This window comes from Nonomuraea roseoviolacea subsp. carminata (genome assembly GCF_024172185.1).
In the GTDB taxonomy this organism is placed as follows: Bacteria; Actinomycetota; Actinomycetes; order Streptosporangiales; family Streptosporangiaceae; genus Nonomuraea; species Nonomuraea roseoviolacea.
The window spans coordinates 2,169,130-2,195,428 of sequence record NZ_JAMZEC010000001.1 but is presented as its reverse complement, the minus strand read 5'-3'; the positions used below and the strand labels follow the sequence as shown (position 1 = coordinate 2,195,428).

Here is a 26,299-nt window from a genome sequence, read left to right as displayed (position 1 = left end):
CAGGTCAGCGCGGGCCCGAGGACGCGTCCACGACCTGGCCCGTGAGGCGCGACGCCAGCACCGCCAGCCACGCCCCGGCCGTCTCCTCCGCCGTGCCGCCGCCGGTCACGCAGTTGACCCGCACCCCCTCGCCGGCCCACTCGGCCGCCAGCGACCGGGCCAGGGCCGTCACGGCCGCCCCGGCCGGCGCGCCCAGGGGGTCTCCGGCGTCCGCCGCGACGCACAGCAGCAGGCCGCCGCCGCTCTCCAGCAGCCGCGGGTACGCGGCCCGCGCCACGTTGACCGGCCCCAGGTACCCGGCCACCGCCGCCTCGGCCACGATCTCGTCCGCCGCCTCCATGAGGCTCCCACCCCCGCCCGCCGCCGCGACGGCGAGGACGAGGTGATCGATCCGCCCCACCCCGGCCAGCGCCTTGGCCACGGAGCGGACGTCGTCCAGTCGCAGCCCGTCACGCTCGCACGACAGGACCACCACCCGCGCCCCGTGCCGGGACGCCAGCTCCGCCGCCTCCCGCACACCCGCGCCCCCCGCGTCGAGGAGCACCACGGTCCGTCCCGCCAGCGCCTCCTCCTCGAACGCCGCCGGAACGGGCGACGCCTCGAACAGCGCCGCCGCGATCCGCGCGTCCACCGGATGGGTGATCTTCAGGTTGCGCTCGCTGCCCGGCACGATGTGGATCGGCACGTCCGGCAGGTACCGCAGCACCACCCCGCAGTCGTCGGTCGCCGGCCGGTCGGCGAAGCCCGGGTCGGCCAGCGCCCGCTCGTAAGCCTCCCTGATGACCGACAACCGGAAGCACTGCGGCGTCTGCGCCCGGCGCAGCCGCGACCGGTCCAGCACCTCCGTGATCGTCTCCCCGCCGGGCCCCGGCTCGACCGCGAAGATCGTGTCGGAGCTCGGGATGGCCACCTCGACGGCCCGGTGATCCCGCAGGGCGCGCACACAGTCCGTGATGATCCGGGGCTCCAGCAACGGCCGGACGGCGTCGTGCAGCAGCACGTCGCACTCCTCCTCGCCGATCGCCCGCAGCGCCCGCCAGGTGCTCTCCGTACGGCTCGCCCCGCCCTCGACGACCTTGGTCACCTTCCGGAACCCGGCCCGGGCGACCAGCTCCCTCGCCTCGTCCACGAGGCCCGGCGTCATCAGCACCACGACCTCGTCGATGTCGGGGGAGCCGTCGAACAGGGCGATCGAGTGCTCCAGGATGGTCCGCCCGGCGACGGTGGCCAGCTGCTTGGGCCGGCCGAGCCCCATCCGCTGCCCCACTCCGCCCGCCAGCACGACCCCGACGGCGCGCAACCCAGAATCCATACCCGGAGCGTAACGGTCTGGGTCCGTGATATCGCGTCGCCCTCTCGCTACGCTGAGTCCACGCACTCCCTCACGACCGGGAGGACCTGCGCTTGACGCCTTCCTTGACCCGCGCGAGCTCCACGGCCTCCGTGGTCCTGCTCGCCACGACCCCGGCATGCAGGCTCTCCTGCGCCGACGGCACGTTGCTCGACCGGCTCGGCGACCAGCTCGCGGCGCTCTCCGTCCGCGACGTCCAGGTGCTGACGCCGGGCGGCGCGCTGCTCGCGCACGGCGAGCAGCCCGAGCCCGAGCATGCCGTGCACGCCGGAGGGCTCGGCGCCGACCTGCGCGCCGTGGCCAAGCTGGCCCGCGGCTCGACGGGGCCGCTCGTCGTGCTGCCCGCCGACCTCGTCGCCCACAACGACGCGCTCGGCCTGCTGCTCCAGCATCCGGCGCGCGGCTCGGCCGCGCTCGTCTCCTCCGACGCCGACGTCGGGCCGCTGCGCCCGCCCGTGCGGGTGGAGGGCGGCCGGGTGGTGGCCGCGGCGAGCTCGTTCCACACCGTGCCGCAGGCCAACGCCACCTTCCGCGGCGTGCTCCAGACCGGTGAGGCCGACCTCACCAGGCTCGCCGACGTCGCGGAGGAGCTGGCCGACCTGGCCGAGAGCGGCCGGCTCGGCCCCGTCAGCGCCGTCGAGGCGGTCGACCTGCTGCTCGTGGGGCTGGTCAGGGCGGGGGCGCGGGTCCGCGCGGCCCGGCTCGGCCCGCTGCACGCCGACCGGGTCACCGGGCAGGCCGGCGCCGACGGCGCGATCACCCGGCTCGCGGAGGTGGACGAGGACCAGGTGCGCCTCGACACCGCCGTCAAGGACCGCGACGGCTTCTTCACGACGTTCTGCGTCTCCTCCTGGTCGCGCCACCTGGTGCGCCCGGCGGCGCGGCTCCGGCTCACCCCCAACACGGTCACCGGCTGCTCCGTCGGCCTGGCCGTCCTGGCGGCGGTGTGGTTCTCGGCCGGCACGCGGGGCGCGATGGTGCTGGGCGCAGTGCTGGTCTACCTGTCGTTCGTGCTGGACTGCCTGGACGGCCAGCTCGCCCGCTACACCCGCATGTTCACGCCGCTCGGGGCTTGGGCCGACGGCATGGCCGACCGGCTGAAGGAGTACATCGTCTACGCCGGTCTCGCCCTCGGCTACGCGGGCGGCCTGCCGTGGCAGCACGGCGGCCCCGACGGGATCTGGTACCTCGCCATCGCCGCGATGATCCTCCAGGTCGTACGGCACGCGATCGACTTCGCCTACGGCGGGTCGGTGGCCGACGCGGCCAAGGTCGGCGCGCTGTGGGCCAAGCCGGTCCGCTCCCTGCTGGAGGAGACCGACGGCCGCGCCGCCCCTGCGCAGGGGGTGCTGGGCCTGTCCCATCGGCTGGAGCGCGGCTCGCTGATCCACTGGGCCAAGAAGATGATCGTGCTGCCCATCGGCGAGCGGATGGCCCTGATCGCGGTGACCGCCGCGCTGTTCAACGCCCGCGTGACGTTCGCGGCGCTCATCACCTGGGGCTCTGTCGCGGCCCTCTACCAGCTCACGGGGCGGATCGCGAGGTCGGCACGATGACCGGCGTCCACCGGCTCGTGGGACGGATCGGGAGGTCCGCGCGATGACCGGCGTCTACCAGCCCTCCGGGCGGATCGCGAGGTCGGCATGATGACCACCGTGCACATGACGCCGGTGCCGAGGAGCACGGTCGTCACCTACCGCGACGACGGGCCGCTCTCGCGCGGCATGGGCGCGCTCGTGGCGGGCCAGCTCCCGCCGCTGCCCCCGGTCGTGGCCGGCGCGTTCGTCACCGGCGTCCTGCTCATGCTCGGCGTGGCCGGGAGCGACGGGCTGGCGCTCTTCGCGCCCGCCGTGACGCTGCTGCTGGCCGGGCCGGGCAGCTCCCACCCGCACGACGGCCGCTTCGACTGGCTCGTGCCGCCCGTCCTGCGGGTGATCGAGTACGCCTTCGTCGCGGCCTGCGGGTTCGCCCACGGCGTCCACCCCGTGCTGATCATGCTGCTGCTCGGCGCGCTCGCCTTCCACCACTACGACCTGGTGTACCGGCTTCGGCAGCGCGTCTACCCGCCGCCGTGGCTGTCCACGTTCGGCCTCGGCTGGGAGGGCCGGATGCTGGTGATCGCGCTGGCGGGCGTCGCCGGCGTGATGACCTTCGGGTACGCGCTCCTCGCGCTCTACCTGTGGGGGCTCTTCGGCTGGGAGAGCCTCACGTGCTGGCTCGCCGCGCCCCGCTCCGCGCCGGAGCCGGCGGTCGAGGTGGCCGACATGGGAACGCAAGACTGACGGCGGATTACCCGCACAGGCCCGAAAGCCAACTAACCTTTGGGCCTACGGTAGTCATGCTCGACTGAGGAGTGCACGTTGCTGGGAATGGTGCTGGCCGCTGGAGCCGGAAGACGTCTGCGGCCGTACACCGACACGCTGCCCAAGGCGCTCGTGCCGGTCGACGGTGAGACGACGATCATGGACATCTCGCTGCGCAACCTCGCCGAGGTCGACCTGCGCGAGGTCGTGGTGATCGTGGGATACGCCGCCCAGGCCGTGCACGAGCGCAAGGAGGAGCTGGAGCGCCGCCACGGGGTCAAGCTCACCCTCGTGCACAACGACAAGGCCGAGGAGTGGAACAACGCCTACTCCCTCTGGTGCGCCCGCGACTACTTCGCGCAGGGCGCGCTGCTCGTCAACGGCGACACCGTCCACCCCGTCTCGGTCGAGAAGACGCTCCTGTCGGCCCCCGAGACCAGCGACATCCTGCTGGCCGTCGACGACGTGAAGAAGCTGGCCGACGAGGAGATGAAGGTCACCCTCGACGGCGGCGCGGTCAAGCGCATCACCAAGCTCATGGACCCGGCCGAGGCGTACGGCGAGTACATCGGCGCCACGCTGATCCGGCCGGGCGCGGCCGAGCGGCTCGCCGACGCGCTCCAGGCCACCTTCGAGCGCGACCCGCAGCTCTACTACGAGGACGGCTACCAGGAGATGATCGAGCGCGGCGAGCGGATCCACGTCGCGCCGATCGGCGAGGTCGACTGGGTCGAGGTGGACAACCACGACGACCTGGCCAAGGCCCGCACCATCGCCGTCCGCTACTGAGGGGGCCGCGATGCCGCTTCCAGCCGCTTCTGAGGGGGCCGCATGCCGCTCCTAGCGCGGATGCTGCCGGCGCCGCTGACCATGGAGGTCAGGCGGGGCGCGGTGGCGCAGCTCGGCGCGCTGCTCGCCGACAGCCGGGTGGCGACCTCCGGCCGCGTCGCGGTGGCGGTCGGCCCGGGCCAGGGCGACCACATCGAGGGCCTGATCGCGCCCACGCTCGACGAGGCCGAGGTGTTCCGGGTGGCCGACGGGTCGGTCGAGGCGGCCGTCTCGCTGGGCGCCGACCTGCGAAAGGGCGCCTACGAGGTGGTCGTGGGCGTCGGCGGCGGGCGCACGATCGACGCGACGAAGTACGCCGCCTCGCTCGCCGGCATCCCGATGGTCGCCGTGGCCACCAACCTGTCCCACGACGGCATCTGCTCGCCGACGGCCTCGCTGACGTACGAGGGGGGCAAGGGCTCCTTCGGCGTCCCGATGCCGCTGGCGATCCTCGTCGACCTCGACTTCGTGCACAACGCGCCCGAGTCGCTGGTCCGCTCCGGCGTGGGCGACGTGGTCAGCAACCTGTCGGCCATCGACGACTGGATCCTCAGCAACGTCGAGCGCGGCGAGCCGATCGACGGCCTGGCCTGCTCGATGGCCCGCACCTCGGCCGAGGCGCTGATCGGGCGCGACGACTCCATCGAGTCCGACGCGTTCCTGACGGTCCTCGCCGAGTCGCTGATCCTGTCGGGCATGTCCATGGTGATCGCCGGGTCCTCGCGGCCGTCGAGCGGCGGAGACCATGAGATCCTTCATGCCGTGGATCAACTCTTCCCGGGCACCTCCAACCACGGCGAGCTCGCCGGGATCGGTGCCGCCTTCTGCTTCTTCCTCAGGGAGGACGAGGCCCGGCTCGCGCAGGTGACCGGGTGCCTGCGCCGCCACCGGCTGCCCGTGTCGCCGGCCGAGATCGGGCTGAGCGCGGAGCAGTTCGCCGAGGCCGTCGCGCTGGCGCCCGCCACACGCCCCGGCCGCTACACGATCTTGGAGCACCTGCGCATGAGCGACTCCGAGATCCGCGATCGGGTTGAGGACTATGTCCGGGCCTTCGGTAGCTGAGCTGCGCCAGGTGGCCCAGCCCCCGGGCCACCTGGAGCGCCGCAACGGCGAGCACTGGGCGGGCGTGCTCTACATGCGCCGCCTGTCCATCTACGCCACCTGGCTGCTGGCCAAGACCCCCGTCACGCCCAACCAGCTCACCTGGCTGATGACGGTGATCGGGGTCCTGGCCGGGGTCGTGCTGGCCTTCCCGGGCCCGTGGGCCGTCGTGCTGGCCGCCCTGCTCACGCAGGTCTACCTGCTGCTCGACTGCTCCGACGGCGAGCTGGCGCGCTGGACCGGCAAGACCTCGCTGGCCGGGGTCTACCTCGACCGGGTCGGCGCCTACTTCACCGAGGCCGCGCTGCTGGCCGGGCTGGGCTGGCGGGCCTCAGCCGTGCTGCCCGACTGGTACACCGTGCTGGGGTTCGCCGGGGCGCTCGGCGCGATCCTCATCAAGGCCGAGAGCGACCTCGTGGAGGTGGCCCGGGCCAAGGGCGGCCTGGGCGCCGCCAGTGACGCGGCCGGGGTGCAGTTCCGCTCCGGGCTGCTGAGCCTGGGCCGGCGGGTGCTCTCGGCGACGCAGTTCCACCGGATCATGCAGCCGGTCGAGCTGTCGCTGCTCGCGCTGGCGGCGATGGTCGTCGACACGGTGATCGGCGACCTCACGGCCACGCGGGTGCTGGTCGTCGCCTGCTGCGTGGCGGCCGGCCTGCAGGTCGTGCTGCATCTGGTGAGCATCATGGCGTCGAGGCGGCTTGCTTGATCAGAAGCCCGGAACCGGTTGCCCGTCCCGTCCGTCGTATTGATCGGACCTCCGTCGTTCGGCGGGGGTTCACGGCCGGTTCCGATACGCTTAGCTCCACCAACATCAGGACCATGCGACCAGCAGACTCGGTGATCATGAAAGAATGCTCCGCCCGTGCCTTCGACGCGTCAGGACGATGATTCGTTGAAGATCTCGTGCGTCATCCTCACCATGGGCAACCGGGTCGCGGAGCTGAACCGGGCGGTCGAGTCCGCGCTCAACCAGATCGACGGCGACGTCGAAGTGGTGATCGTCGGCAACGGCGCCGACGTGCCCGCGGTGTCGGCGACGCCACCCGAGGGCTCGGCCGCGACCGTCAAGACGATCCGGCTCGACCGCAACACCGGCATCCCGGCCGGCCGCAACCGCGGCGTCGAGGAGTGCTCCGGCGACGTCGTGCTGTTCCTCGACGACGACGGCTGGTACGCCAACCAGAAGGTCGTCTCCCACGTCCGCGACCGGTTCGCCACCGAGCCCGACCTCGCGGTCATCTCGTTCCGGGTGATGGACCCGGAGGGCGGCACCGGCCAGCGCCGGCACGTGCCCCGGCTGCGCGCGGGCGACCCCGAGCGCTCCTCGCCGGTCACCACGTTCCTCGGCGGCGCCTCGGCCATCCGGCGCTCGGCCTTCCTCCAGGTGGGCGGGCTGCCCGAGCGGTTCTTCTACGCGCACGAGGAGACCGACCTGGCCTGGCGGCTGCTCGGCGAGGGCTACCGGATCGAGTACGACGCCGAGACGGTCATGTACCACCCGCAGGTCCCGCCGACCCGGCACGCCGACTTCCACCGGCTCAACGCCCGCAACCGGGTGTGGCTGGCGCGGCGCAACCTGCCGTGGCCCCTGGCCGCCCTCTACCTGCTCGACTGGATCGTGCTGACCGTGATCCGCGAGCGCGGCTCCGGCATGGCGCTCAAGCCGTGGTTCGCCGGCTTCTTCGAAGGGCTGCGCACGCCGGCCGGCGAGCGCCGTCCCATGGCCTGGAGCACGGCCTGGCGCATGGTGAAGCTCGGCCGTCCCCCGATCGTCTGACCCCCCTGATCGCCCCTCGCGGGGGCGGTCAGGGATGGATCGCGTCGCCGAAGGTCATCTCCGCGCGCGCCACCGTGGACGACGTCAGGGCCCGCTTGGGCAGGCCCAGCTCGCTCAGCTCCTTGGCGATGGGATGGTTGCCGAGCCGGATCAGCGCCCCGCCGGGCCGTACCCTGACCCCGCGCGCCCGCACCGACCACGGCACGCGCCGGGTCAGCCCGTCGCGGTGCGTGTAGGCGTCGAGCGGCGTCATCGGGCCCGGACCGGGCACGGGCACGCCCGGCTTGACCAGCATGTCGAGCACGAGCCGGCCGTCCTTGCGCACGATGCAGCGCTTGTACGGTGACGACAGCCGCAGCTCGATGTCCGCCAGCTCCTTCGGGAAGCCCCAGATGCTCCGCCCGGCCTCCAGCGTGAAGCGCTGGTCCACCGGCAGCCAGTGGATGAACACCCCGGCCTGCCTGAGGTCGGCCAGCCCGGCCGCGCCCGCCACGCCCGGCGGCCGCACCATGAACGCCATGCCGAACTCGTGGTACTGATCGAGGTCGCCGTCGCGGTAGTCGACGAACGTCAGCACGCAGACGGCCTTGCCCGGGAACACCTCGGCCACGTCCAACCCGGAGTAGGCGATCACCGCCCGGGCCGCGTCGGCCCGTACGGGATACATCGCGCTGCAGACGGTCGCGTCGCGCACCTCGACAGGCATGGTGACCGTACGCCCTTGGATCACGTGCGATGCCATGCGTCCAGTACATCAACCGGAAAGCGATGTGACCATTCCCGGGGTGGTCTCGTCTGGGCTGATGTGACATCACCGACCCCGCGGAGGCCGTCATCATCGAGGAGCTGTACCGCGAGCACTGGGCGCTCGTGTGCGGGTTCCTCCTGCGCCGCACCCGCGACCCCCACCTCGCCGAGGATCTCGCCCAGGAGACGTTCGTCAAGGCCACCCGCGCCCTGCTCGGCTGGCGCGGGGAGAACCCGGCGGCCTGGCTGCTCACCATCGCCCGCAACGTCCTCATCGACCACGTGCGCCGCTCCCGCCGGGAGCTCGCCCTGCCCGACGCCGACGAGCTCGGCGTGCCCGCGCTGCACGTGGACGCCGTGGACGTGCGCGACGCCCTCGACCGGCTGCCGGAGCGGCACCGCCGGCTGCTCACGCTGGTCTACCTCGAAGGCTTCTCGCTGGTGGAGGTGGCCGCGATGACCGGCACGAAGCACGCGACGATCAAGACCGCGGTGTGGCGCGCGCGCAGCGCGTTCGCCGAGACGTACGGAGGAGTGCGATGAACGAGGACCAGCCGGTGCTGGAGCTGCCGGACTTCGACCCCAAGGCGACCCGCAGGTCGGTGCGCCGGGGAATCGTCAGGACGGCGTCGCTGGTGCTGGCCGTGCTGGTGGCGGTCGCGCTCGCCGCGACGCTGGGGTCGGCGGCGGTGCAGAAGCGCGGCGACCGGGAGGAGCGCATGAAGGACGTGCTCGGCACGGCCTTCAAGATCTACAACCCGGCGTACACGATCGGCGTCCGGGACTGCTGCGAGACCACGCCGCTGTCGATGTCGTTCACCGTCAGCGCGCGCGAGCTGCGGGCCGCCGGCGGCTTCGAGGGCCGTGCCGGCAGCGTGTACACCATCACCCAGGACTTCTTCGGCCGGGTCGGCCACCTGCCGCTCGGCAACTACGCCAACACGCGGCTCAGCACCTCACTGGCCAACTTCGGCACCACCCTCGACCAGAAGGAGCAGGTGCGCAAGGTGTTGGCGAGGCTGCCGGACGGCCTCAACGCGCTGGCCGTCGTCGAGTTCGACAAGCCGCTCACGCTGGGCGAGCTGGGCGCGTTCCCCGCCGCCTGCACCGCCCGGCTCGTCTACGAGCGGCGTCCCGGTGCGACCCCGATCACCTGGGACACGACCACCTGGGACCGGGCGCTCCCCGGCGAGAAGATGGGCCTGTCCTGTGACAAGGAGTCGGCGCAGGACCTGGAGCACTTCCGCCGCTGGGTCGGCATGCTGCGCGACCACGATGACGCCAACCTGCGCCGCTTCGACCTGTCCCTGGCCCGGCTGCGCAAGGCGTCGGCCGACGGCCTGGTGTACGGCTACGTCGACGACCTGGTGACGATCAAGGAGCTGCGCAGGCTCATCGAGGACCCCCGGGTGCGCACCGTCCACCTGGCCGACGTGACCTTCGACCTCGATGACCCCCGCTAGGCCGTGCGTGACAGGGGCGTCTTGACGACTCGGCTCCGGATCGGGACCGGGAGCCCGGCCCACGCCTCCATCTGCGCCACGAACGCCGGCGCGTGGTCCGGCCAGTGGTGCCGCAGCCGGGCCTCCGCGTGGCCGCGCACCCCCAGCGCCGAACGCCGTGCCGGGTCCTCCTTGAGGTCGAGCACCGCGTCCACGACCGCGTCCACGTCCAGCGGCACCACGATCCCGCAGCCGGTCCGCTCCACCAGCGGGGCGGACTGCGCCGTGGTGATCACCGGCACCCCGCGGCCCATGTAGTCGAGGACCTTCGTCGGCACCCCGGTCACCGTCTCGGCGGCCAGCGACAGCCCGGCCAGCGCGCCCTCGGTCATCCGCAGCGCGTGCCGGTTGGGCACGTGGCCGTACCAGTCGAGCAGCCCGACCCGCTGGGCGTCGCGCAGCAGCGGGCGCGCGCCCGGGTCGGCGGCGCCGATCAGCTCCATGCGGATCCCGTGCGGCACCAGCCGCTCGGCCAGGCCGATCAGCTCCGCCAGCCCGCGCTCGGCCGACAGCCGGCCGAGGTGGACCAGCCGCGTGTCGCCGGGAACGGGCGGGGCCGCGGCCACCATGGTCGCCTCCGGCACCACGGAGGTGGTGCAGACGTGGTGGCGCCGCTCGGCCCGCGCCAGCCGCCGCGCGCTGACCGGCTCGCGGACGTCCCACACGACCGGCGGGCGGCGGTGGGGGAGCAGGCGCAGCAGCGCGTGGTCGTGGACCAGCAGCAGGTCGGCGCCGCGCAGGCCGCGTCTGAGCGCGGCGCCCGCCCGGCCCAACCCCGCCCCGTGCGGGACGTCGATCGGGGTGAGCCCCATGGGCGGTGTGACGTTGAAATGGGTGAAGGGCGCGACGTAGGTCACCTCGTGGCCCGCGTCGAGCAGCGCCCGGATCTGCCGGTGCATGATCCGGGCGTCCTCCGGATGGTGGACGATGGTGGCGACGCATACCCGCATGCGTCGATGCTCGGTGCTTACCAGGTCATAAGCGTTAATGCGGGCCGAACTACCGCTTAACTTCCGGACGGCCGCCGATAAAGCCAGGTCAGGCGTGGTTCAAGCACCCACTTGAACACTGTGCGGGTCTCCGGCAGGCACAGCACGATGGCCAGCGCGAAGCAGCTCGAACTGATCGCCAGCACGCCGAGCGGGCCGTGCAGCCACGGCAGCTCCAGCCAGCCCTTCTCCTTGGCGATGAGCACCGGGATGCCGTGCAGCAGGTAGCAGTAGAGGGTGCGGGTGCCGAGGTCGGAGTACCAGGTCTCGCCGCGGGGCACGAGCGCGAGCACCGCGAAGCACACGGCGAGCGAGCAGACGAGCAGTCCGGTGCGCACGCCGAGGCCCATCCACCAGGACAGGTCCATGTCCTGGTAGCTGTGCTTGAAGTAGAAGGGCTTCAGCGTCGCCTTCGGCGCGATGTAGATGGCGACCGCGGCGGCGGAGGCGAGCACCCCCACCGAGACGATCTTGATCCAGCGCCGGTTGAGCAGGTCGAAGTGCTCGGGCTGCATGACCAGGCCGATGACGAAGAACGGCATGAGGCCGAAGAAGCGGTCCATGCTGAAGTCGCCGGAGATCTGGGAGTACCCCGCGAACAGGTAGATGGCGATGGCCACCGGCACGGGGTACTTCATCCGCTTCCACACCGGTGTGGACAGCCGCCAGAACAGCAGCGCCAGGAGGTACCAGTTGAGCCAGGCCGGGTCGATGATCGTCAGCGACCACTTCTGGCCCAGCGCGGTGCGCAGCGCCGCATAGCCGACCTCCACGATGACGTACGGCACGACGAACGTGTCGACGAGCTTGTTCGTCTTGGCGTTGGAGTTCCAGAAGTTGCGGGACAGGTAGCCGCTGATGATCACGAACAGCGGCATGTGGAAGGTGTAGATGAAGATGTACGCGGCGCGCGAGGAGTCGGCGTCGAGCGTCGGGACCAGCGCGTGGCCGATGGGCACCAGCGCGATCAGGAGGAACTTGACGTTGTCGAGGTAGGGGTCGCGCCTGCGCCGGGGCTGGTCCGGCTGCTCGCCGGGCTTGGCCTGCTCCTGCGGAGTGCCGGCCGCGACCGCGCCTCGGGGGCCACCGGGGGCGGCCGGGCGCTCTAACGCGGCGTCCGTGGCGCGGCGGCCGGCCGGTCGCGATCCGCCCGTCTTCGGCGCGCCGGGCGCCGTCTCGGGCGTGCCGGGTGTCGTCTCCGGCCCGCCGGGCGCCTTCACCGGCGCGGTGGCCGGGCGGTCGTCGGTGACCGGAGCCGTCGTGGCGGGGGAGGCCGCGCGGCCCTTGGCGGGCGACGCCTCCGGCCCGCCGGGCGCGCTCGGTGCGCCAGGACCGGGCAGGACGCCGTGCGGGTCGGTCTGCTCGCTCCAGAACGTCTCCTCCGGCAGCGGCCACCGGGCCCCCGTGCTCGCGGGGCCGGCGTTCTCACCGGGGCCCCCGGAGTCCGGGGGAGTGGTGACCGGGGACGACGGCTTGGTCTCAGACACTGGGGAGTCGCTCAGCTTCGCTCGGGGCCGGGGGATACGCGACGGCCGCCACGCCTTACTGACGCCCTGACGGCGGAGGACGAGCGGTGTCGCCGACCCGCACCACGATATCCCGGCCGGGACGGTCCTGTCTCTCGACGCGCTCCGGAACGCCCGCTTACACAGGGAACTCTGAGGTCACGTGCAGACGTTCTTCTGGGCCGAGGCGGTGATCGTGTTGTTGGTGACGCTGTCAGGAAGCTTCTCCACCTTGACCCCCTGGAAGTCCTCGCCGACGATCAGCTGGATCACCGGCGCGCCCGCCGCCTTGGTGCCGCCCGAGGGCAGCGCGACCGGCGAGGTGTAGGCGTCGGTGGTCGTGGGCCTGATCTTGCCCGCGGTGGGCGCGGGCTTGGGCACGACCATCCCGGTGAGCACTCCGGCGTAGTCGGCGCCGTCGGCGGCCTTCTTGGCGTAGCGGATCTCGGTCTTGGCGATCGGCTTGCCGCCGGGCGCCTGGTAGTTGCCGAGTCCCACGACCTTGAAGCCCTGCTTGCTGAGCTGGTCGGCCACCTCGCGGGCCTTGCCCCCGGTGGGTGTGCCGTTGAGCACCTGCACCTGGACCTGCTCGGGCTTGAGCGCGACCTTGGGCGCCGAGCTGGCGGTGGCCGACGGCGTCGCCGCGGGCAGCTCGACGTCGGTGCGGATGGCGGTGAACAGCTCGTTGGCGTCGGGCTGCTTCCAGACGACCCGGTTCGGGTCGTCCGGGTCGGGGATCCACGGGATCGTGGTGAACTTGACGCCGTTGGCGGTCAGCTTCTCGGCGCTCTTGGCGATGTCGAGCAGCTTCGCGGTGTCGTCGGCCAGCGCTGGGTCCATGGTCACGGCCTGGGCGGCGGCCTTGATGAAGCGGGTCAGCCTGGCGGGGTTGCTGACCAGCTCGCCGCTGGTGGCCTTCGCCACCACCTTGCTGAGGAAGATCTGCTGGCGCTTGATGCGCTGGATGTCGCTGCCGTCGCCGTAGTGGCGCAGCCGCACGTAGCCGAGGGCCTGCTCCCCGTTCAGCAGGCTCTTGCCGGGGGGCAGCTTGAGCTTGGAGTACTTGTCGTCGACGCCGGACTTGAGGCAGATCTGGATGCCGCCGAGGGCGTCGACGATCTTTTTGAACCCGCTGAAGTCGACCTCGACGAAGTGGTCGATGCGGATGCCCGTGAGGGTCTCCAGCGTGGACATCGTGCAGGAGACGCCGCCGGAGCTGTAGGCGGCGTTGATCTGGCCGCGGTAGCTCGGCATCGGCTGCTTGGTGGTCTCGTTCTGGCAGGTGGGGATCTGGACCATCGAGTCGCGCGGGAAGCTGATGAGCTGGGCCTTGTCGCGGTTGGGCGACAGGTGCAACAGGATGATCGTGTCGGTGCGCTTGCCGCCCGCGTCGGCGCTGCGGGCCAGTTTCTGGCCGTACTTCGCGTTGCCCTCGCCCGCGCGGGTGTCGGAGCCGACCAGGAGCACGTTGAGCGCGCCGGTGCTCGGCGGCCGCGGCGTGAGGATCTTGACGGCCTTCTTGTGGATGTTGCCGAAGGCGTCGCGGTAGACCGTGTAGCCGGTCAGCGCGCCCGCGACCATCACCGTCGTCGCGCCGATGCTGATCCAGGCCAGGACGCGCATCTTGTTGACGCCGCCGCCCTTGCCGGGAGCGGCCCTCCGGCCGCCTCGCGGGGGCTCGTCACCCGGCGGAGAGGGAGGCGGCGACGCCGCCGCTCTCCGGGACATGCGATGGCCGGGCTCGGCCGGGGCGACCCTGCGGTCCTGCACGGACACGCTCCTGTAGTCACTCATACGCCCCCTCGCCTGGTCTGTGCGCCTCACGCGTCGGCATGGCCTTTCTGCGCCACGAGACTAGGTCACGTACGGCGTACCCGTAGCCATGACCGGCGGAATTCGCCGTGACCCGGGCGTGCTGTTACCGGCCAAAAGCATACTCAGAGCTGGACATTTCGTGGAATATCATCGCCAAATTCTTGGCGTTAGGGCTGGTCAGAGCGGGCGCAAACGGCTGCGGCCAGACAGGCGAGCGGCACGGCCGGCAGCACGTACCTGTAGTCGAACTCCGCGACGGCCGGCGGCACCACAAGCAGCACGACGGCGACCGACCAGGGCAGCGCCCACGGCGGCAGCCGCCTCGGCCCGCCGCCGGGCGGCCGAGGGCCGGCGGCGCTCCCGGCCGATCGTCCACGCCTGAGCACCTGTACGGCGCCGTCCGCCGCCCGCCGGCGCCCGAGCACCCGCACGGCGCCGGCCACGGGCGGCGCCAGCAGGATCACGAGCACCACCGTCCCGGGCAGCCGGGCCGCGTCCTGGTAGGCGCGCATCCACCCGGCGTACGGCTCGGCCACCTCCGTGCCGATCGGCCCCCGCTCGTATCTGCGGCCCAGATCGACGCCGAGCTGCGCCGCCCAGCGCCCCGGCGGGGGAGGCGAGGCGGCCGGGAACTCGTAGTAGCCGTAGATCTCCTGGTCGGGATAGACCGGACGGCCCCACACGAACGTGCGCCCCAGCTCCGACAGCACCGAGGCGGCGTAGTCGAGCGGCTGCGAGCGGATCGCCAGCGTCGCGAACCGGGCGGCCAGGTCGTCGTTCGCCTTGGTGAACGTGATGCCGGGCAGCTCGACCAGCGGGGAGTCGGCGGCCCACAGGTACTCCTGCGACGGGGGCCGCCGCCCGGGCGGGCGCGGGTCGCACAGCACCCGCAGGTCGGCGGGCGGGTCCATCCGGGCGCAGTCGGCGAACGACATCGTGCGCGCGTACAGGAACGCGCCGTTGGCCCCGACGAGCCCGGTGCGCTGGTACGTGCCGTGGAACCAGGCGCCGTAGGCGGCCAGCGGGATCAGCGCGGCGGCGAGCATCACGGCGGCGCGCCGCAGCCGGCCGTCCAGCACGAACCACACCGCCACCACCACGATGAGCGGCTGGCCGACGGTCCTGGTGAGCGTCGCGGCGGCCAGCAGCAGCCCGATCGCCACGGCCCGGCGCCGGCCGCCCAGCGCCAGGACCACCGCCGTGACCAGCAGGAACGTGAAGAGCGTGTCGGAGACGAGCAGGTGCTCCAGCTCGACCTGGTAGGCGTCGAGGAGCACCGGCGCCGCCGCGAGCGCCGCCGCCCACGGGGGGACCGGCCGCCCGGCACCGGCCCGCCGCGACCCTGCCCGTCCGGTCGCGGCCCGCCGCGACACCGCCCGCCGCCTGGACCACCAGGGGATCGCCCGGCGCGCGGCCACATAGACGAGCACGCCCGTGGCCAGCCCGAGCAGGTGCTGCGCCGCCGCCACCACGGCGAAGGAGTGGAACGGCTCCAGCAGCCGCAGGAACGCCGAGTAGCCCGCCGGGCGCACCAGGTCGGGCCGGGGGTGGAAGACCGTGACGATGTAGGTGTAGGAGTCGGGGAACCACAGGACCGGCCGGTAGCCCAGCATGGCGAGCACCCGCAGCGCCGCGCCGACGGCCAGCACCCCGAGGAACCACCCGTGCCGTCGCGCCCGGACCAGGGTGTCCGCCAGGATCCGCCTGGGAGCGCGCCGGGCACCCAGGACCCGCCGCCTCCCGCCGCCGCTCCCTTCCGGCGCGCCTCCACTCCGCCGGGTCTCCGGCGCGCCCGCACTCTGCCGGGACTGCGGCATACCCGCACTCTGCCGGGACTCCGGCGCGCCCTGGCTCTGTCCGGGCGGCGTCTCGCGGGCGGGCTCCGGAGGGGTGGTGGGTTGGGCGTTTCGCACCGATTCGTCCGTCACCGGGTGCTCCAGGAGGTGGGCGCGAGCGGTCGCCCCTCCGGGTGGGAGGGCCGGTCTGTCGTGGGACGGTGGCGCACGTCGGTACGCTACCCGCGATCGGCCGCCCGCCGTCCCACCTGGTCATGGCCCGGCCGCGTCACCCCGGGTCGCGTCACCGGGCGCACCCGCGGGTCGGATACCCTCGCGATCACCGATGGCATCCGGCGGGCTCGACCAGGCGCGAAGGGCCTCGGCGGGCAGGGTGCTCGCCGTGGCCTCGGTGCTGCCCGCCCTCGTCCTGGCCGGCTGGCTGCTGGCCGGCCTGCCGCTGCTGCTGGCCGGGGTCTACCGGCCGCTGCCCGCGCTGCTGCTCGGCCTGCCCGTGATCGTGCTGCTCTGCCTGGCCGCCCTCCGCCTCCCGGCGGGCGCCGCCGATGCCCAGGATGACGCCGAAGCCCCGGGAGACGCCCAGGGCTCGGCCAGGGGTCTGTTCAGGGCGGGCCGGTGGCAGGTGGCCGGGGTCGGCGCGGTGGCGCTGGCCTCCGGCGTGTTCAACGCGCTGCTGCACAGCGAGCAGCTCGTCGTCCGGCGCGACCCGGCCACCTACGCCCAGTACGCGATCTGGCTGGCCCGCCACGGCTCGCTGCCGATCCCCGCGCAGGCGGCCGCGTTCGGCGGGCCGGACCAGGCGCTGGTGTTCGACAGCGTCGGCTTCTACCCGGCGGACGGCGCGGTGGTGCCGCAGTTCATGCCCGGCCCGCCGCTCCTGTTGGCCGCCGGGCAGTGGGCGGGCGGCCTGCTGCTGACCCCGGCCGTGCTCGGCGCCCTGGCGGTGCTCACCGTGGCGGGGGTGGCGGCGCGGCTGGCCGGAGCGCGGTGGGCGGTGCCGGCGGCGCTGGCGTTCGCCGTGTGCCAGCCGGTGCTCTACACCTCGCGCACCACGCTGAGCGAGATCCCGTCGTTGATCCTGCTGTTCGGCGGGATGGCCCTGCTGCACGACACGCTGTCGCGCGCCGTCGCGGCCCCGGGCGCGCCGGGCCGCCGGTGGGCCGAGGGAGTGGTGGCCGGGCTGGTGTTCGGGCTGGCCGTGCTGGTCCGGATCGACGGGCTGCGCGACGTGCTGCCGGTGCTGGCGTTCGCCGGGCTGCTGGTGGCGATGCGCCGCTCGGGCCGTCCGGAGGGCGCGGTGGGGCCGCCGCTGCTGGCCGGCGTCGCCGCGGGCGCGGGGCTCGGGCTGTACGCGGCGTACGAGCTGGCCCGGCCGTACCTGGAGTACCTGTCGCGCTCGGTCCGGCCGCTGCTGCTGATCTGCGCGGCGGTGCTCGCGCTGACCGTGGCGGGCACGGCGGCCGCCCCGTGGCTGGGGCGCCTGCCGCGCCCGCGGTGGCTCCCGGCGGCGGGCGCCGTGCTGACGGTCCTGGTGATGGCGGGGCTGGCCGCGCGGCCGTGGTTCCAGACCGTGCGGCGCGTGCCGGTGACCGAGGCGGACCGGCTGACCGCGCGGTTCATCGAGGACACGCAGCGCGCCAACGGCCTGCCGCTCGACGGCGGCCACCTCTACTTCGAGCAGTCGCTGCGCTGGGTCTTCTGGTACGTGGGCGTGCCCGCCGTGATCCTGGCGACGCTGGCCGCGGCCGTCCTGGTGCGCCGGCTGCTGCGCGACGGCCGGCCGTTCCCCTGGCTGCTGCCGCTCGCGGTGATCGGCTGGACCACGGTCTCCACGCTGCTGCGCCCCGAGATCACGCCCGACCACCCGTGGGCGTCGCGCCGCCTGGTGCCCGTGGTGATCCCCGGCGTGATCGTGCTGGCGGTGTGGGGGCTGCGGTGGCTGGGCGAGCGGCCCTGGTGGCTCCGGTACGGCCCGCGCGCCCCGGCCCGGGTCACCGCCGCCGGGGTCGCGCTGCTGCTCGTCCCGCCGGCCGTGACCTCCGTCGGCACCGCGTTCACTCCCGTCGAGCGAGGTGAGGCGGCCGCCGTGGCCGCCATGTGCGCGCGGTTCCCGGCGAACGCGTCGGTGCTGATCGTCGAGCGCGTCACCGGCGACCGGCTCACCCAGGTCGTGCGGGGCTCCTGCGGCGTGCCGACGGCGAAGGTCGCCAGAACGGTGGGCGAGACCGCGCCCGGCGACACGGTGCTGCGGCTCGCCTCCCGGATCAGGGCGGCCGGGCGCGTGCCGGTCGTGCTCGCCGCCGACCAGGGCCAGGTCGCGCGCTACGGCACGCCGACGCAGGTCATGGGCCTGGTGACGCGGCAGGACGAGCGCTCGCTGACGGGCCCGCCCGACGGCACGTGGGGGCTGCGGATCAGCGCCTGGATGGCCGTGGCCTGACCCGCCGTCCCGGCCGCGAACCGCCCTCCGAGCTCGGCGGGCGGCGGCGGCGCGCGGCGTGATGTGGACCCGGGCCGCCGCCGGGCAGAGTACCCTCGACGCACGTGAGCACGCCTGAGATCGGCCAGAGTGGAACCACCGTGGATGAAGCGCCCTACGTCACGATCGTCCTGCCCTGCTACAACGAGCAGGACCACGTCATCGACGAGGTCGAGCGGATCACCCGGGCGATGGACTCGAGCGGCTACACCTACGAGCTGGTCGCGGTCGACGACTGCTCCACCGACGGCACCCTGGCCCGCCTGGAGGAGGCCGCGCCCCGCTTCCCGCACCTGAGGATCCGGGCCTTCCACCGCAACGGCGGCTCGGGCACCGTGCGCCGCATCGGCACCCAGGAGGCGCGCGGCGAGATCGTCGTCTGGACCGACGCCGACATGACCTACCCCAACGAGCGCATCCCCGAGCTGGTCCAGCTCCTGGAGAAGGACGCCACGATCGACCAGGTCGTCGGCGCGCGCACCACCGAGGAGGGCTCCCACAAGCTGCTGCGCGTGCCGGCCAAGTGGGTGATCCGCAAGGTGGCCGAGATGCTCGCCGGCCAGCGCATCCCGGACCTCAACTCGGGGCTGCGGGCCTTCCGCAAGTCGGTGGCCCGGCCCTACCTGCGGCTGCTGCCCCCCGGGTTCTCCTGCGTCACCACGATCACGCTGTCGTTCCTGATGAACCAGCACGACGTGCACTACCTGCCGATCGAGTACGCCAAGCGGGCCGGCAAGTCGAAGTTCAGCTTCGTCTCCGACGCCTACCGCTACATCCTGCAGGTGCTGCGGATGATCATGTACTTCAACCCGCTCAAGGTGCTCATGCCGCCGGCGCTCTGGCTGGTGGCGATCGGCGCGGTGAAGGGCGTCTGGGACATGATCCACCACCCCTTCTACTTCCCGGCCAACACCGTGATGATCTTCCTGTCCGGGCTGCTGATCGGCTCGGTCGCGCTCCTCGCCGACCTGATCGTGCGCTCGCGGGGCGAGTAGCGTGCGCGTCGCGATCGTCGGCCCGACGTACCCGTACAAGGGCGGCGGCGCCCAGCACACCACCGAGCTGGCGCACCGGCTGTCCGCGCTGGGCCACGACGTGGTCATCGAGTCGTGGCGCGCCCAGTACCCGTCGTTCCTCTACCCCGGACAGCAGACGATCTCCGCGCCCGAGGGCCGGCCGTACGACCGGACCGAGCGCCGCCTCGACTGGCGCCGCCCCGACGGGTGGGTGGCCGCCGGCCGCCGGCTGCGCTCCGCCGACCTGGTCGTCCTCGCCGTGCTCAGCCCCGTGCAGGTGCCCGCCTACCTCGGCATCCTGTACGGCCTGGGCCGCCGGGCCCGCGCCGTCGCGCTGTGCCACAACGTGCTGCCCCACGAGCGCAAGCCGTACGACCGGCCGCTGATGCGGGCGCTGCTGCGGCGGGTGGACGGCGTGCTGACCCATTCCGAGCAGCAGGCCGAGCTGGCCAGGTCGCTGACCTCCGCGCCCGTCGGGGTGGCCGGGCTGCCGCCGCACCTGCCCTCCACCCACGCCCAGCGGTCCACGACCGTGCACCGGCGGCTGCTGTTCTTCGGCATCGTCCGGCCGTACAAGGGGCTCGACCTGCTGTTGCGCGCGCTGCCCGAGGGCGTGTCGCTGACCGTGGCCGGGGAGTTCTGGGGCGGCCTGGAGGAGACGAAGGCGCTGGTCGCCGAGCTGGGCCTGGCCGAGCGGGTCGAGCTGCGGCCCGGCTACGTGCCGGCCGGGGACGTGCCGGGGCTGTTCGCCCGCGCCGACGCGCTGGTGCTGCCGTACCGGAGCGCGACCGCGAGCCAGAACGTGTGGCTCGGCCACGAGCACGGCGTGCCGGTGATCGCCACCCGGGTCGGCGCGCTGGCCGACCACGTCACCGACGGGGTGGACGGGCTGCTGGTCGAGCCGGGCGACGCCGGGGCGCTGCGCGCGGCGATCGAGCGCTTCTACGCCTCCGGCGAGCCGGAGAGGTTGCGGTCGGGGGTCAAGGCGGTCGATCCCGAGCCGTTCTGGTCGGCGTACACCGCGGAGCTCCTCGCGCTCTGACGGCCCAGCAGGAAAGCGACGCCCGCGGCGGTCACGTCGGCGAGCGTGAACACCAGCCGCGAGGCCACGGCCACGGCGAGCGCCGCCCCGGTGCCGATGACCGGCGTCAGCACCAGCACCATCGCGCCCTCGCGCACCCCGACCCCGGCGGGCACGAAGAACGCGAGCAGCCCGGTGGCCCAGGCGAACGCGTAGGCCCCGGTGGCGACCACGTACAGGTCCCAGCGGCCGGCCAGCAGCCAGGTGTGCAGGCCGAACACGAACCAGCCGAGCGCCGTCCAGCCCACGGCGGCCACGACCGCGCGGCCGGGCAGCACGCTCTCCAGCGGCTCCCTGCGGGCCAGGCGCAGCGCCAGGTTGAGCCCCCAGGTGAGCACCTTGGGGTGCAGGCACACGATGATCACCGGCACCAGCAGCAGGAGGTACCACGCCTGGCGCACGACCTGCTGGGTGGCGAGCGTGGCGGCGGCGATCGACAGCGCCACCCCGAGGTTGATGACCAGCGACAGCGAGATGCAGGCGAACGTCCGGCGCGGCGGGCTGCCGTGGTCGCGGCCCAGCTCCATCGTCGCGGCGTACGCCCAGACCGAGCCCGGGATGTACTTGCCGAGCTGGCCCACGAACATGATGCGGCCCGCGACCGGCAGCGGCAGCGGCGAGCCGAGCCCGGCCAGCACCCGCCGCCAGGCGAGCAGGCTGCAGAGCTGGCCGGCCAGCACCGCGGCGAACGCGCCGGGCAGCGCCCAGGGCGACAGCCGCGCCACGGCGGAGGTGGTCTCGTCCCAGTTGCGGGCCAGGCCGTAGCCGAGGAAACCGAGCGCGACCAGCGCGAGCACGATGCGCAGCAGGCGGCGGAGCATCCGCCAAGGGTACGCGTGATCAGCACGGGCGGGTAGGGGGACGCACCACCCGCCGGGAGCCGGGGAATCCGCGCCGGGCGAGCGGGCGGCCCCGGCGCGGGTACTGTTGGGCGTCGTGGGAAAGGAACGGGTCGCGCAGCTCGAGTACTCCGAGTTCCAGTCGGCGATGCTCGACGAGGCCAAGCGCAGGCGCAAGGCCGCGAAGATCATCGCGGTGCTGGAGCACTTCCACGGCCCGCTCGACGGGCTGGTCGTGGGCGACGTGGGCTGCTCGGCCGGGTTCATCGCCGACGAGCTGGCCGGGGCCGGCGCGGGCCGCACGCTGGGCGTCGACATCGACGTGCCGGGGCTGCGCAGGGCCGCCGACCGGTTCGGCGGGCGGGTGGCGTTCGTCTGCGGCGACGGCACGGCGCTGCCGTTCCCCGACGGCTCGATCGACGTGCTGGTGTTCAACCACATCTACGAGCACGTCGTCGACCCCGACGCGGTGGTCGCCGAGATGCACCGGGTGCTGTCCGACAAGGGCACGCTCTACCTGGGCCTCGGCAACCGGCTCGGCATCGTCGAACCCCACTACAAGCTGCCGTTCCTGTCCTACCTGCCGCCCGCGCTGGCCGACCGCTACGTGCGCGCCTTCGGCCGGGCCGACCACTACTACGAGCGCTTCCGCACCCGGCGGGGGCTGCGCCGCATGCTGCGCGCCTTCCACGTGTGGGACTACACGCTCCCGGTGCTCGCCACCCCCACCCGCTTCGCCGGCTCCGAGCTGTTCCCGGGTGCGGTGGGCCGCGTGGCGCAGGCGGTGCTCGCCCGCGCGCCGCGCGCGCTGCTGCGGATGACGCTGCCGCTCGTGCCCACGTACCTGTGGGTGGCCACCAAGACGCCGCGCCGCCCGGCGGGCGCCGCGCTGCCGCAACCCCCGCAGCCGCTGTGAGCACCGACGTCGGCGCCGGGCGGCGGCCGGTCGCCCGCAAGCTCGTCCGCTTCGGGTTCCTGCTGATCGCCCTCGGGTTCGGCGGCTGGGCCGTGGCCTCCCAGTGGGACGGCGTCGTGGCCGGGCTCGCCACGCTGACCTGGCCGACGGTCGCCGGCTCGCTGGCCGGCGTGGTGGCCGCGCTGCTCGGGGCCATGCTCACCTGGCGTACCCTGCTGGCCGACCTCGGCTCGCCGCTGCCGTACCGGCCGGCGGCCAAGGTGTTCTTCGTCGGCCAGCTCGGCAAGTACATCCCCGGCGCGGTCTGGCCGGTGCTCGCCCAGATGGAGATGGGCCGCGACCTCGGCGTGCCGCGGGCGCGCAGCGCCGCCGCGTTCTTCCTCATGATGCCGATCCAGCTCGCCACCGGCCTGCTCGTCAGCGCGGTGACGCTCGGCTGGGACCGCTTCGGCTGGCTGCTGCTGCTCGTGCCGGTGCTGCTGGTGATGCTGGAGCCCAAGGTCGTCAACGGACTGATCGGCTTCGGGCTGCGCAAGCTCAAGAGGGAGCCGCTGGAGCGGCCGCTCACCCGCCGGGGCATGCTCACCGCGCTCGGCTGGGCGCTGGCCGGCTGGGCGTGCTACGGCGTCCACCTGTACTTCCTCATCCCGCGGGCGAGCCTCGTGTTCGCCGTCGGCGCGTTCGCGCTGACGTGGTGCCTGGGCATCCTGACCTTCGTCGTGCCCGCCGGCGCGGGGGTGCGCGAGGTCGCCATGGTGGCCGTGCTGTCGCCCGTCCTCGATCGGGGATCGGCCATCGCGGTGGCGCTCTGCTCCCGGGTGATCATCGTGATCGGCGACCTCATCTGCGCGGGTTTGGCGGGACTCGCGGCGCGACGCGGCGGCGTGTGATTTGAGCCCCGATTTGGGGGAGGCTGGTCATAAGCTGAACCCAGAGGGGGACGCCAGGGCTCCCGCGATGATCTTGAGGGGAGAAGATCTTCGTAATGCCTCGAGTGCTCGTCGACGCGGCTGCCGTCCCCGCGGACCGTGGCGCGCTCATCCGTTACGTGGACGGGCTGGTGGCCGCCCTCGACGCCGCCGGCACCGACCTCGTGGTGGTCTGCCAGCGACCCGACGCCGGACGCTACCGCCGCCTCGCGCCCTCGGCCGACGTCCGGCCGGGCCCCGTCTCGCTCACCAACCGCGCCGCGCGCCTCACGTGGGAGCAGACCGGCCTGCCGCTGCTCGCCCGCCAGGCGGGCGCCGAGGTCATCCACGCGCCCTACTACTCGATCCCGCTGCACGCCGGGCTGCCCACGGTCGTGACCGTCCACGACGTCACCTGGTTCACCGAGCCCGAGCACCACAGCCCCGACAAGGCGGCGTTCTTCCGCTCGGCGACCCGCACCGCCGTGCGCCACGCCGCCCGCGTCATCGTGCCGTCCAAGGCGACCCGCGACGAGATGGTGCGCGTGCTGGCCGCCGACCCCACCCGCATCGACGTCGCCTACCACGGCGTCGACCAGGCGCTGTTCCACCCGCCGAGCGAGGAGGAGCGGCGCCGGGCGGCCGAGCGGTGCGGCCTGCACGACCAGCCGTACGTCGCCTTCCTGGGCGCGCTCGAACCCCGCAAGAACGTGCCCAACCTCATCCGCGGCTTCGCCGCCGCCGTCAAGAACATCGACGAGCCGCCCGCCCTCGTGCTCGGCGGCGGCATCCACGAGGACGACGTCGACGCGGCCTGCCGGGAGGTCGAGGCCACGGTGAAGGTGGTGCGCCCCGGGTTCCTGCGCATGCCCGACCTCGCCGGTTTCCTCGGCGGCGCGCTCGTGGTGGCGTTCCCGTCGCGCGGCGAGGGGTTCGGGCTGCCGGTCCTGGAGGCCATGGCCTGCGGCGCGCCGGTGCTCACCACGCACCGCGCCTCGCTGCCGGAGGTGGGCGGCGACGCCGTCGCCTACACCGAGCCCGACGCCGACAGCATCGCGCTGGAGCTCGGCCGGCTGCTCGCCTCGCCCGAGCGCCGCCTGGCGCTCCAGGAGGCGGGGCTCGCGCGGGCCCGCGAGTTCACGTGGGAGGCCTCCGCGGAAGCGCATCTCGCCTCCTATCAACGCGCGGTCGAATAGTTCGGTAACCTCGCGGAGTGATGGAGAGCTCTTTGCCAGACCTCGAGGCGATCCTCCTGGTCGGCGGCCAGGGCACGCGCCTGCGTCCGCTGACACTCGGCACGCCGAAGCCGTTGCTGCCGACCGCTGGGGTGCCGTTCCTGGCGCACCAGCTCGCCCGCGCCCGCTCCTTCGGAGTGCGCCGGATCGTCTTCGCGACCTCCTACAAGGCGTCGATGTTCGAGCCGGCCTTCGGCGACGGCTCCGCGTTCGGACTCTCCCTGGAGTACATGACCGAGGAGACGCCGCTCGGCACGGGCGGCGCCATCCGCAACGCGGCCGAGGCGCTGACCTGCGGGCCCTCCGATCCGGTGCTGGTGCTCAACGGCGACATCCTGTCGGGGCACGACATCGGCGACCAGGTGCGCCACCACGTCTCCAGGGGCGCCTCTGTAACGCTCCATTTGACGGAGGTGGACGATCCGACCCGGTTCGGCTGCGTCCCCACCGACGACGAGGGCCGGGTCACCGCGTTCCTGGAGAAGACCCCCAATCCCATCACCAACCGCATCAACGCGGGCTGCTACGTCTTCACCCGCTCGGTCATCGACAGCATCCCGCGCGGCGAGGTCGTCTCGGTCGAGCGCGAGACGTTCCCCGGGCTCATCGAGTCGGGCGAACTGGTCCTCGGCTACGCCGACCGCACCTACTGGCTCGACGTCGGCACCCCGGCGGCGTTCGTGCGGGGCTCGCGCGACCTCGTGCTCGGGCGCCTGGCCTCGCCCGCCCTGCCCGGCCCGCCCGGCGAGTACCTCGCGCTCGACGGCGCGCGGGTCTCGCCGGAGGCCAAGGTCAACGGCGGCTCGGCCATCGGCGCCGGCACGGTCGTCGAGGCCGGGGCCGTGGTGTCGGGCAGCGTGCTGAGCGACGGCTGCGTGGTGCACTCCGGCGCGACGGTGATCGACTCGGCCGTCGGTCAGGGGGCGCGGGTGTGCTCGGGCGCGGTGGTGCGCGACGCCGTCATCGGCGACGGGGCCGTGGTGGGGGCGGGCAACGAGCTCCAGCACGGCGTACGCGTGTGGCCCAACGTCGAGCTGCCCGAGCGGGCCGTCCGCTACTCGACCGACGTCTGACCCTCCACCGGCGTCTGACGCGCCCCCTGGGAGGGCCGCCTCTCACCGGGGAAAGCGTGCCCTCGCCGGAGGGGCATCCCTCACCGAAGGGAGGCGGCGTCCGCGGCCGTGTCGGTGAGGCGGCACACTGGACGGGTGATGGAGCGCAGGTGGGAGCCCGGTGGGCCGCTGGACGTGGGGCTGGCGCTGGCCCCGCACCGGCGCGGCTCGGGCGACCCCACCTGGCGGCAGGCCCCCGACGGCGCCGTGTGGCGCACCTCCAGGACCCCCGACGGCCCCGGCACCCTGCGGGTGGGCGTCCACGGCGGCGCGGTGCTCGGCCGGGCGTGGGGCCCCGGGGCCGGGTGGCTGCTGGAGATGATGCCGGCCTGGCTGGGCGCCGACGACGACGTGTCCGGGTTCGCGGTGCGGCACGAGGTGCTGGCCGAGGCCGCCCGCAGGCATGCCGGGCTGCGCATCGGGCGCACCGGCCGCGTCATGGAGGCCCTGGTGCCGGCCGTGCTGGAGCAGAAGGTCGTCGGCCGTGAGGCGTGGCGGGCCTGGCGGTGGCTGCTGCACCGCTACGGCCGGCCCGCGCCGGGCCCGGCGCCCGAGGGCATGCGGGTGGTGCCCGAGCCCGAGGTGTGGCGGCAGATCCCGACGTGGCACTGGCACCGCGCGGGCGCCGAGGCCGTGCGTGCCCGGACCATCGCCACGGCCGCCTGGCACGCCGCCAAGCTGGAGGCCGCCGCCACCACCGAGGAGCTCGACCGGCTGCTGCGGGCGCTGCCCGGCGTCGGCGTGTGGACGTCGGCCGAGGTGCGCCAGCGCGCCCTCGGCGACCCCGACGCGCTCAGCGTGGGCGACTTCCACCTGGCCAAGCTCGTCGGCTACGCGCTGACGGGGGAGAAGACCGACGACCCGGGCATGCTGCGGCTGCTGGAGCCGTACGCCGGGCACCGGCACCGGGCCTCCGTCCTGGTCATGCTCACCGGCCTGCGCCCGCCCGCGCGCGGCCCGCGGATGTCCGTCCGCGACTACCGCTCCTTCTGACCTCCG

General features: G+C 73.4%; 23 protein-coding genes. 16 read left to right on the top strand and 7 right to left on the bottom strand.

Going from position 1 to position 26,299, the window contains the following annotated elements; genetic code table 11:
- Positions 1-4: 4 nt before the first annotated feature.
- Positions 5-1,312, bottom strand: coding sequence for a bifunctional cytidylyltransferase/SDR family oxidoreductase (locus tag HD595_RS09915; protein WP_253767812.1), 1,308 nt, complete (start codon positions 1,310-1,312; stop codon positions 5-7).
- 92 nt (positions 1,313-1,404) lie between these two features.
- Between HD595_RS09915 and HD595_RS46680 the strand changes: the two genes are divergently transcribed.
- From HD595_RS46680 to HD595_RS09890, 6 genes are all read left to right on the top strand, one after another.
- Complete coding sequence (locus tag HD595_RS46680; RefSeq protein ID WP_308211115.1) at positions 1,405-2,907, top strand: CDP-alcohol phosphatidyltransferase family protein; 1,503 nt, start codon at positions 1,405-1,407, stop codon at positions 2,905-2,907.
- Between the two features lie 87 nt (positions 2,908-2,994).
- Positions 2,995-3,633 (top strand): DUF5941 domain-containing protein, encoded by a 639-nt coding sequence (locus HD595_RS46675; RefSeq protein ID WP_308211114.1) that lies wholly within the window; start codon positions 2,995-2,997, stop codon positions 3,631-3,633.
- Positions 3,634-3,711: 78 nt separating this feature from the next.
- Entirely contained in the window at positions 3,712-4,443 is a 732-nt protein-coding gene (locus HD595_RS09905; protein WP_253767811.1) for a phosphocholine cytidylyltransferase family protein, read from the top strand.
- 60 nt (positions 4,444-4,503) lie between these two features.
- The gene (locus HD595_RS09900; protein ID WP_175587950.1) at positions 4,504-5,544 is read left to right on the top strand and encodes an iron-containing alcohol dehydrogenase family protein; all 1,041 of its coding nucleotides are present in this window, start codon (positions 4,504-4,506) and stop codon (positions 5,542-5,544) included.
- Entirely contained in the window at positions 5,522-6,289 is a 768-nt protein-coding gene (locus HD595_RS09895) for a CDP-alcohol phosphatidyltransferase family protein (RefSeq protein ID WP_253767810.1), read from the top strand. Before HD595_RS09900 ends, HD595_RS09895 begins: the two co-directional genes overlap by 23 nt.
- A 186-nt stretch (positions 6,290-6,475) precedes the next feature.
- Complete coding sequence (locus HD595_RS09890; RefSeq protein ID WP_253767809.1) at positions 6,476-7,360, top strand: glycosyltransferase family 2 protein; 885 nt, start codon at positions 6,476-6,478, stop codon at positions 7,358-7,360.
- Between the two features lie 28 nt (positions 7,361-7,388).
- Here HD595_RS09890 and HD595_RS09885 read toward each other — a convergent pair whose 3' ends face one another.
- Positions 7,389-8,102, bottom strand: a complete 714-nt coding sequence (locus tag HD595_RS09885; protein ID WP_253767807.1) for an acetoacetate decarboxylase family protein — start codon at positions 8,100-8,102, stop codon at positions 7,389-7,391.
- A gap of 68 nt (positions 8,103-8,170) precedes the next feature.
- Between HD595_RS09885 and HD595_RS09880 the strand changes: the two genes are divergently transcribed.
- Positions 8,171-8,650, top strand: coding sequence for an RNA polymerase sigma factor (locus HD595_RS09880; RefSeq protein ID WP_308211362.1), 480 nt, complete (start codon positions 8,171-8,173; stop codon positions 8,648-8,650).
- Positions 8,647-9,570, top strand: a complete 924-nt coding sequence (locus HD595_RS09875) for a hypothetical protein (protein ID WP_253767779.1) — start codon at positions 8,647-8,649, stop codon at positions 9,568-9,570. The genes HD595_RS09880 and HD595_RS09875 overlap by 4 nt, the downstream gene beginning before the upstream one ends.
- On the opposite strand, the gene HD595_RS09870 is transcribed toward HD595_RS09875, so the two are convergent.
- From HD595_RS09870 to HD595_RS09855, 4 genes are all read right to left on the bottom strand, one after another.
- Complete coding sequence (locus tag HD595_RS09870) at positions 9,567-10,559, bottom strand: glycosyltransferase (RefSeq protein ID WP_253767777.1); 993 nt, start codon at positions 10,557-10,559, stop codon at positions 9,567-9,569. The genes HD595_RS09875 and HD595_RS09870 overlap by 4 nt on opposite strands.
- A 56-nt stretch (positions 10,560-10,615) precedes the next feature.
- On the bottom strand, positions 10,616-12,085 hold the full coding sequence (locus tag HD595_RS09865) for an acyltransferase family protein (RefSeq protein WP_253767775.1): 1,470 nt from the start codon (positions 12,083-12,085) through the stop codon (positions 10,616-10,618).
- A gap of 177 nt (positions 12,086-12,262) precedes the next feature.
- Positions 12,263-13,897, bottom strand: coding sequence for an LCP family protein (locus HD595_RS09860; RefSeq protein WP_253767773.1), 1,635 nt, complete (start codon positions 13,895-13,897; stop codon positions 12,263-12,265).
- A 188-nt stretch (positions 13,898-14,085) separates the two neighbouring features.
- The gene (locus HD595_RS09855; protein ID WP_253767771.1) at positions 14,086-15,735 is read right to left on the bottom strand and encodes a hypothetical protein; all 1,650 of its coding nucleotides are present in this window, start codon (positions 15,733-15,735) and stop codon (positions 14,086-14,088) included.
- A 304-nt stretch (positions 15,736-16,039) separates the two neighbouring features.
- Here HD595_RS09855 and HD595_RS09850 point away from each other — a divergent pair, with 304 nt between their 5' ends.
- The 3 genes from HD595_RS09850 to HD595_RS09840 all read left to right on the top strand — a co-directional run bounded on the left by HD595_RS09850 (position 16,040) and on the right by HD595_RS09840 (position 20,251).
- Positions 16,040-18,154, top strand: coding sequence for a hypothetical protein (locus HD595_RS09850; protein WP_253767769.1), 2,115 nt, complete (start codon positions 16,040-16,042; stop codon positions 18,152-18,154).
- Positions 18,155-18,294: 140 nt separating this feature from the next.
- Positions 18,295-19,188, top strand: coding sequence for a glycosyltransferase family 2 protein (locus tag HD595_RS09845; protein WP_253767767.1), 894 nt, complete (start codon positions 18,295-18,297; stop codon positions 19,186-19,188).
- A 1-nt stretch (position 19,189) separates the two neighbouring features.
- Complete coding sequence (locus HD595_RS09840; protein ID WP_253767765.1) at positions 19,190-20,251, top strand: glycosyltransferase family 4 protein; 1,062 nt, start codon at positions 19,190-19,192, stop codon at positions 20,249-20,251.
- On the opposite strand, the gene HD595_RS09835 is transcribed toward HD595_RS09840, so the two are convergent.
- Positions 20,152-21,111 (bottom strand): lysylphosphatidylglycerol synthase transmembrane domain-containing protein, encoded by a 960-nt coding sequence (locus HD595_RS09835; protein WP_253767763.1) that lies wholly within the window; start codon positions 21,109-21,111, stop codon positions 20,152-20,154. The genes HD595_RS09840 and HD595_RS09835 overlap by 100 nt on opposite strands.
- 115 nt (positions 21,112-21,226) lie before the next feature.
- Between HD595_RS09835 and HD595_RS09830 the strand changes: the two genes are divergently transcribed.
- The 5 genes from HD595_RS09830 (at position 21,227) to HD595_RS09810 (ending at position 26,293) form a co-directional block, all read left to right on the top strand.
- A complete protein-coding gene (locus tag HD595_RS09830; protein WP_253767761.1) occupies positions 21,227-22,045 on the top strand; it encodes a class I SAM-dependent methyltransferase in 819 nt (272 codons plus the stop codon).
- Positions 22,042-22,935, top strand: coding sequence for a lysylphosphatidylglycerol synthase domain-containing protein (locus HD595_RS09825; RefSeq protein WP_253767759.1), 894 nt, complete (start codon positions 22,042-22,044; stop codon positions 22,933-22,935). Before HD595_RS09830 ends, HD595_RS09825 begins: the two co-directional genes overlap by 4 nt.
- A gap of 95 nt (positions 22,936-23,030) precedes the next feature.
- Positions 23,031-24,149 (top strand): glycosyltransferase family 4 protein, encoded by a 1,119-nt coding sequence (locus HD595_RS09820; protein WP_253767757.1) that lies wholly within the window; start codon positions 23,031-23,033, stop codon positions 24,147-24,149.
- A 32-nt stretch (positions 24,150-24,181) separates the two neighbouring features.
- The gene (manB, locus tag HD595_RS09815; protein WP_253767756.1) at positions 24,182-25,261 is read left to right on the top strand and encodes a mannose-1-phosphate guanylyltransferase; all 1,080 of its coding nucleotides are present in this window, start codon (positions 24,182-24,184) and stop codon (positions 25,259-25,261) included.
- A 138-nt stretch (positions 25,262-25,399) separates the two neighbouring features.
- A complete protein-coding gene (locus HD595_RS09810; protein ID WP_253781115.1) occupies positions 25,400-26,293 on the top strand; it encodes a DNA-3-methyladenine glycosylase family protein in 894 nt (297 codons plus the stop codon).
- Positions 26,294-26,299 lie beyond the last annotated feature (6 nt).

What these genes read in the sequence shown, in the direction of transcription:
- HD595_RS09915 (WP_253767812.1), bottom strand. Translation starts at nt 1,312, where the DNA reads ATGGATTCTGGGTTGCGCGCCGTCGGGGTCGTGCTGGCGGGCGGAGTG.
- HD595_RS46675 (WP_308211114.1), top strand. Translation starts at nt 2,995, where the DNA reads ATGATGACCACCGTGCACATGACGCCGGTGCCGAGGAGCACGGTCGTC.
- HD595_RS09900 (WP_175587950.1), top strand. Translation starts at nt 4,504, where the DNA reads ATGCTGCCGGCGCCGCTGACCATGGAGGTCAGGCGGGGCGCGGTGGCG.
- HD595_RS09895 (WP_253767810.1), top strand. Translation starts at nt 5,522, where the DNA reads ATGTCCGGGCCTTCGGTAGCTGAGCTGCGCCAGGTGGCCCAGCCCCCG.
- HD595_RS09885 (WP_253767807.1), bottom strand. Translation starts at nt 8,102, where the DNA reads ATGGCATCGCACGTGATCCAAGGGCGTACGGTCACCATGCCTGTCGAG.
- HD595_RS09875 (WP_253767779.1), top strand. Translation starts at nt 8,647, where the DNA reads ATGAACGAGGACCAGCCGGTGCTGGAGCTGCCGGACTTCGACCCCAAG.
- HD595_RS09870 (WP_253767777.1), bottom strand. Translation starts at nt 10,559, where the DNA reads ATGCGGGTATGCGTCGCCACCATCGTCCACCATCCGGAGGACGCCCGG.
- HD595_RS09860 (WP_253767773.1), bottom strand. Translation starts at nt 13,897, where the DNA reads ATGAGTGACTACAGGAGCGTGTCCGTGCAGGACCGCAGGGTCGCCCCG.
- HD595_RS09855 (WP_253767771.1), bottom strand. Translation starts at nt 15,735, where the DNA reads ATGCCGCAGTCCCGGCAGAGTGCGGGCGCGCCGGAGACCCGGCGGAGT.
- HD595_RS09850 (WP_253767769.1), top strand. Translation starts at nt 16,040, where the DNA reads ATGGCATCCGGCGGGCTCGACCAGGCGCGAAGGGCCTCGGCGGGCAGG.
- HD595_RS09835 (WP_253767763.1), bottom strand. Translation starts at nt 21,111, where the DNA reads ATGCTCCGCCGCCTGCTGCGCATCGTGCTCGCGCTGGTCGCGCTCGGT.
- HD595_RS09820 (WP_253767757.1), top strand. Translation starts at nt 23,031, where the DNA reads ATGCCTCGAGTGCTCGTCGACGCGGCTGCCGTCCCCGCGGACCGTGGC.
- HD595_RS09810 (WP_253781115.1), top strand. Translation starts at nt 25,400, where the DNA reads ATGGAGCGCAGGTGGGAGCCCGGTGGGCCGCTGGACGTGGGGCTGGCG.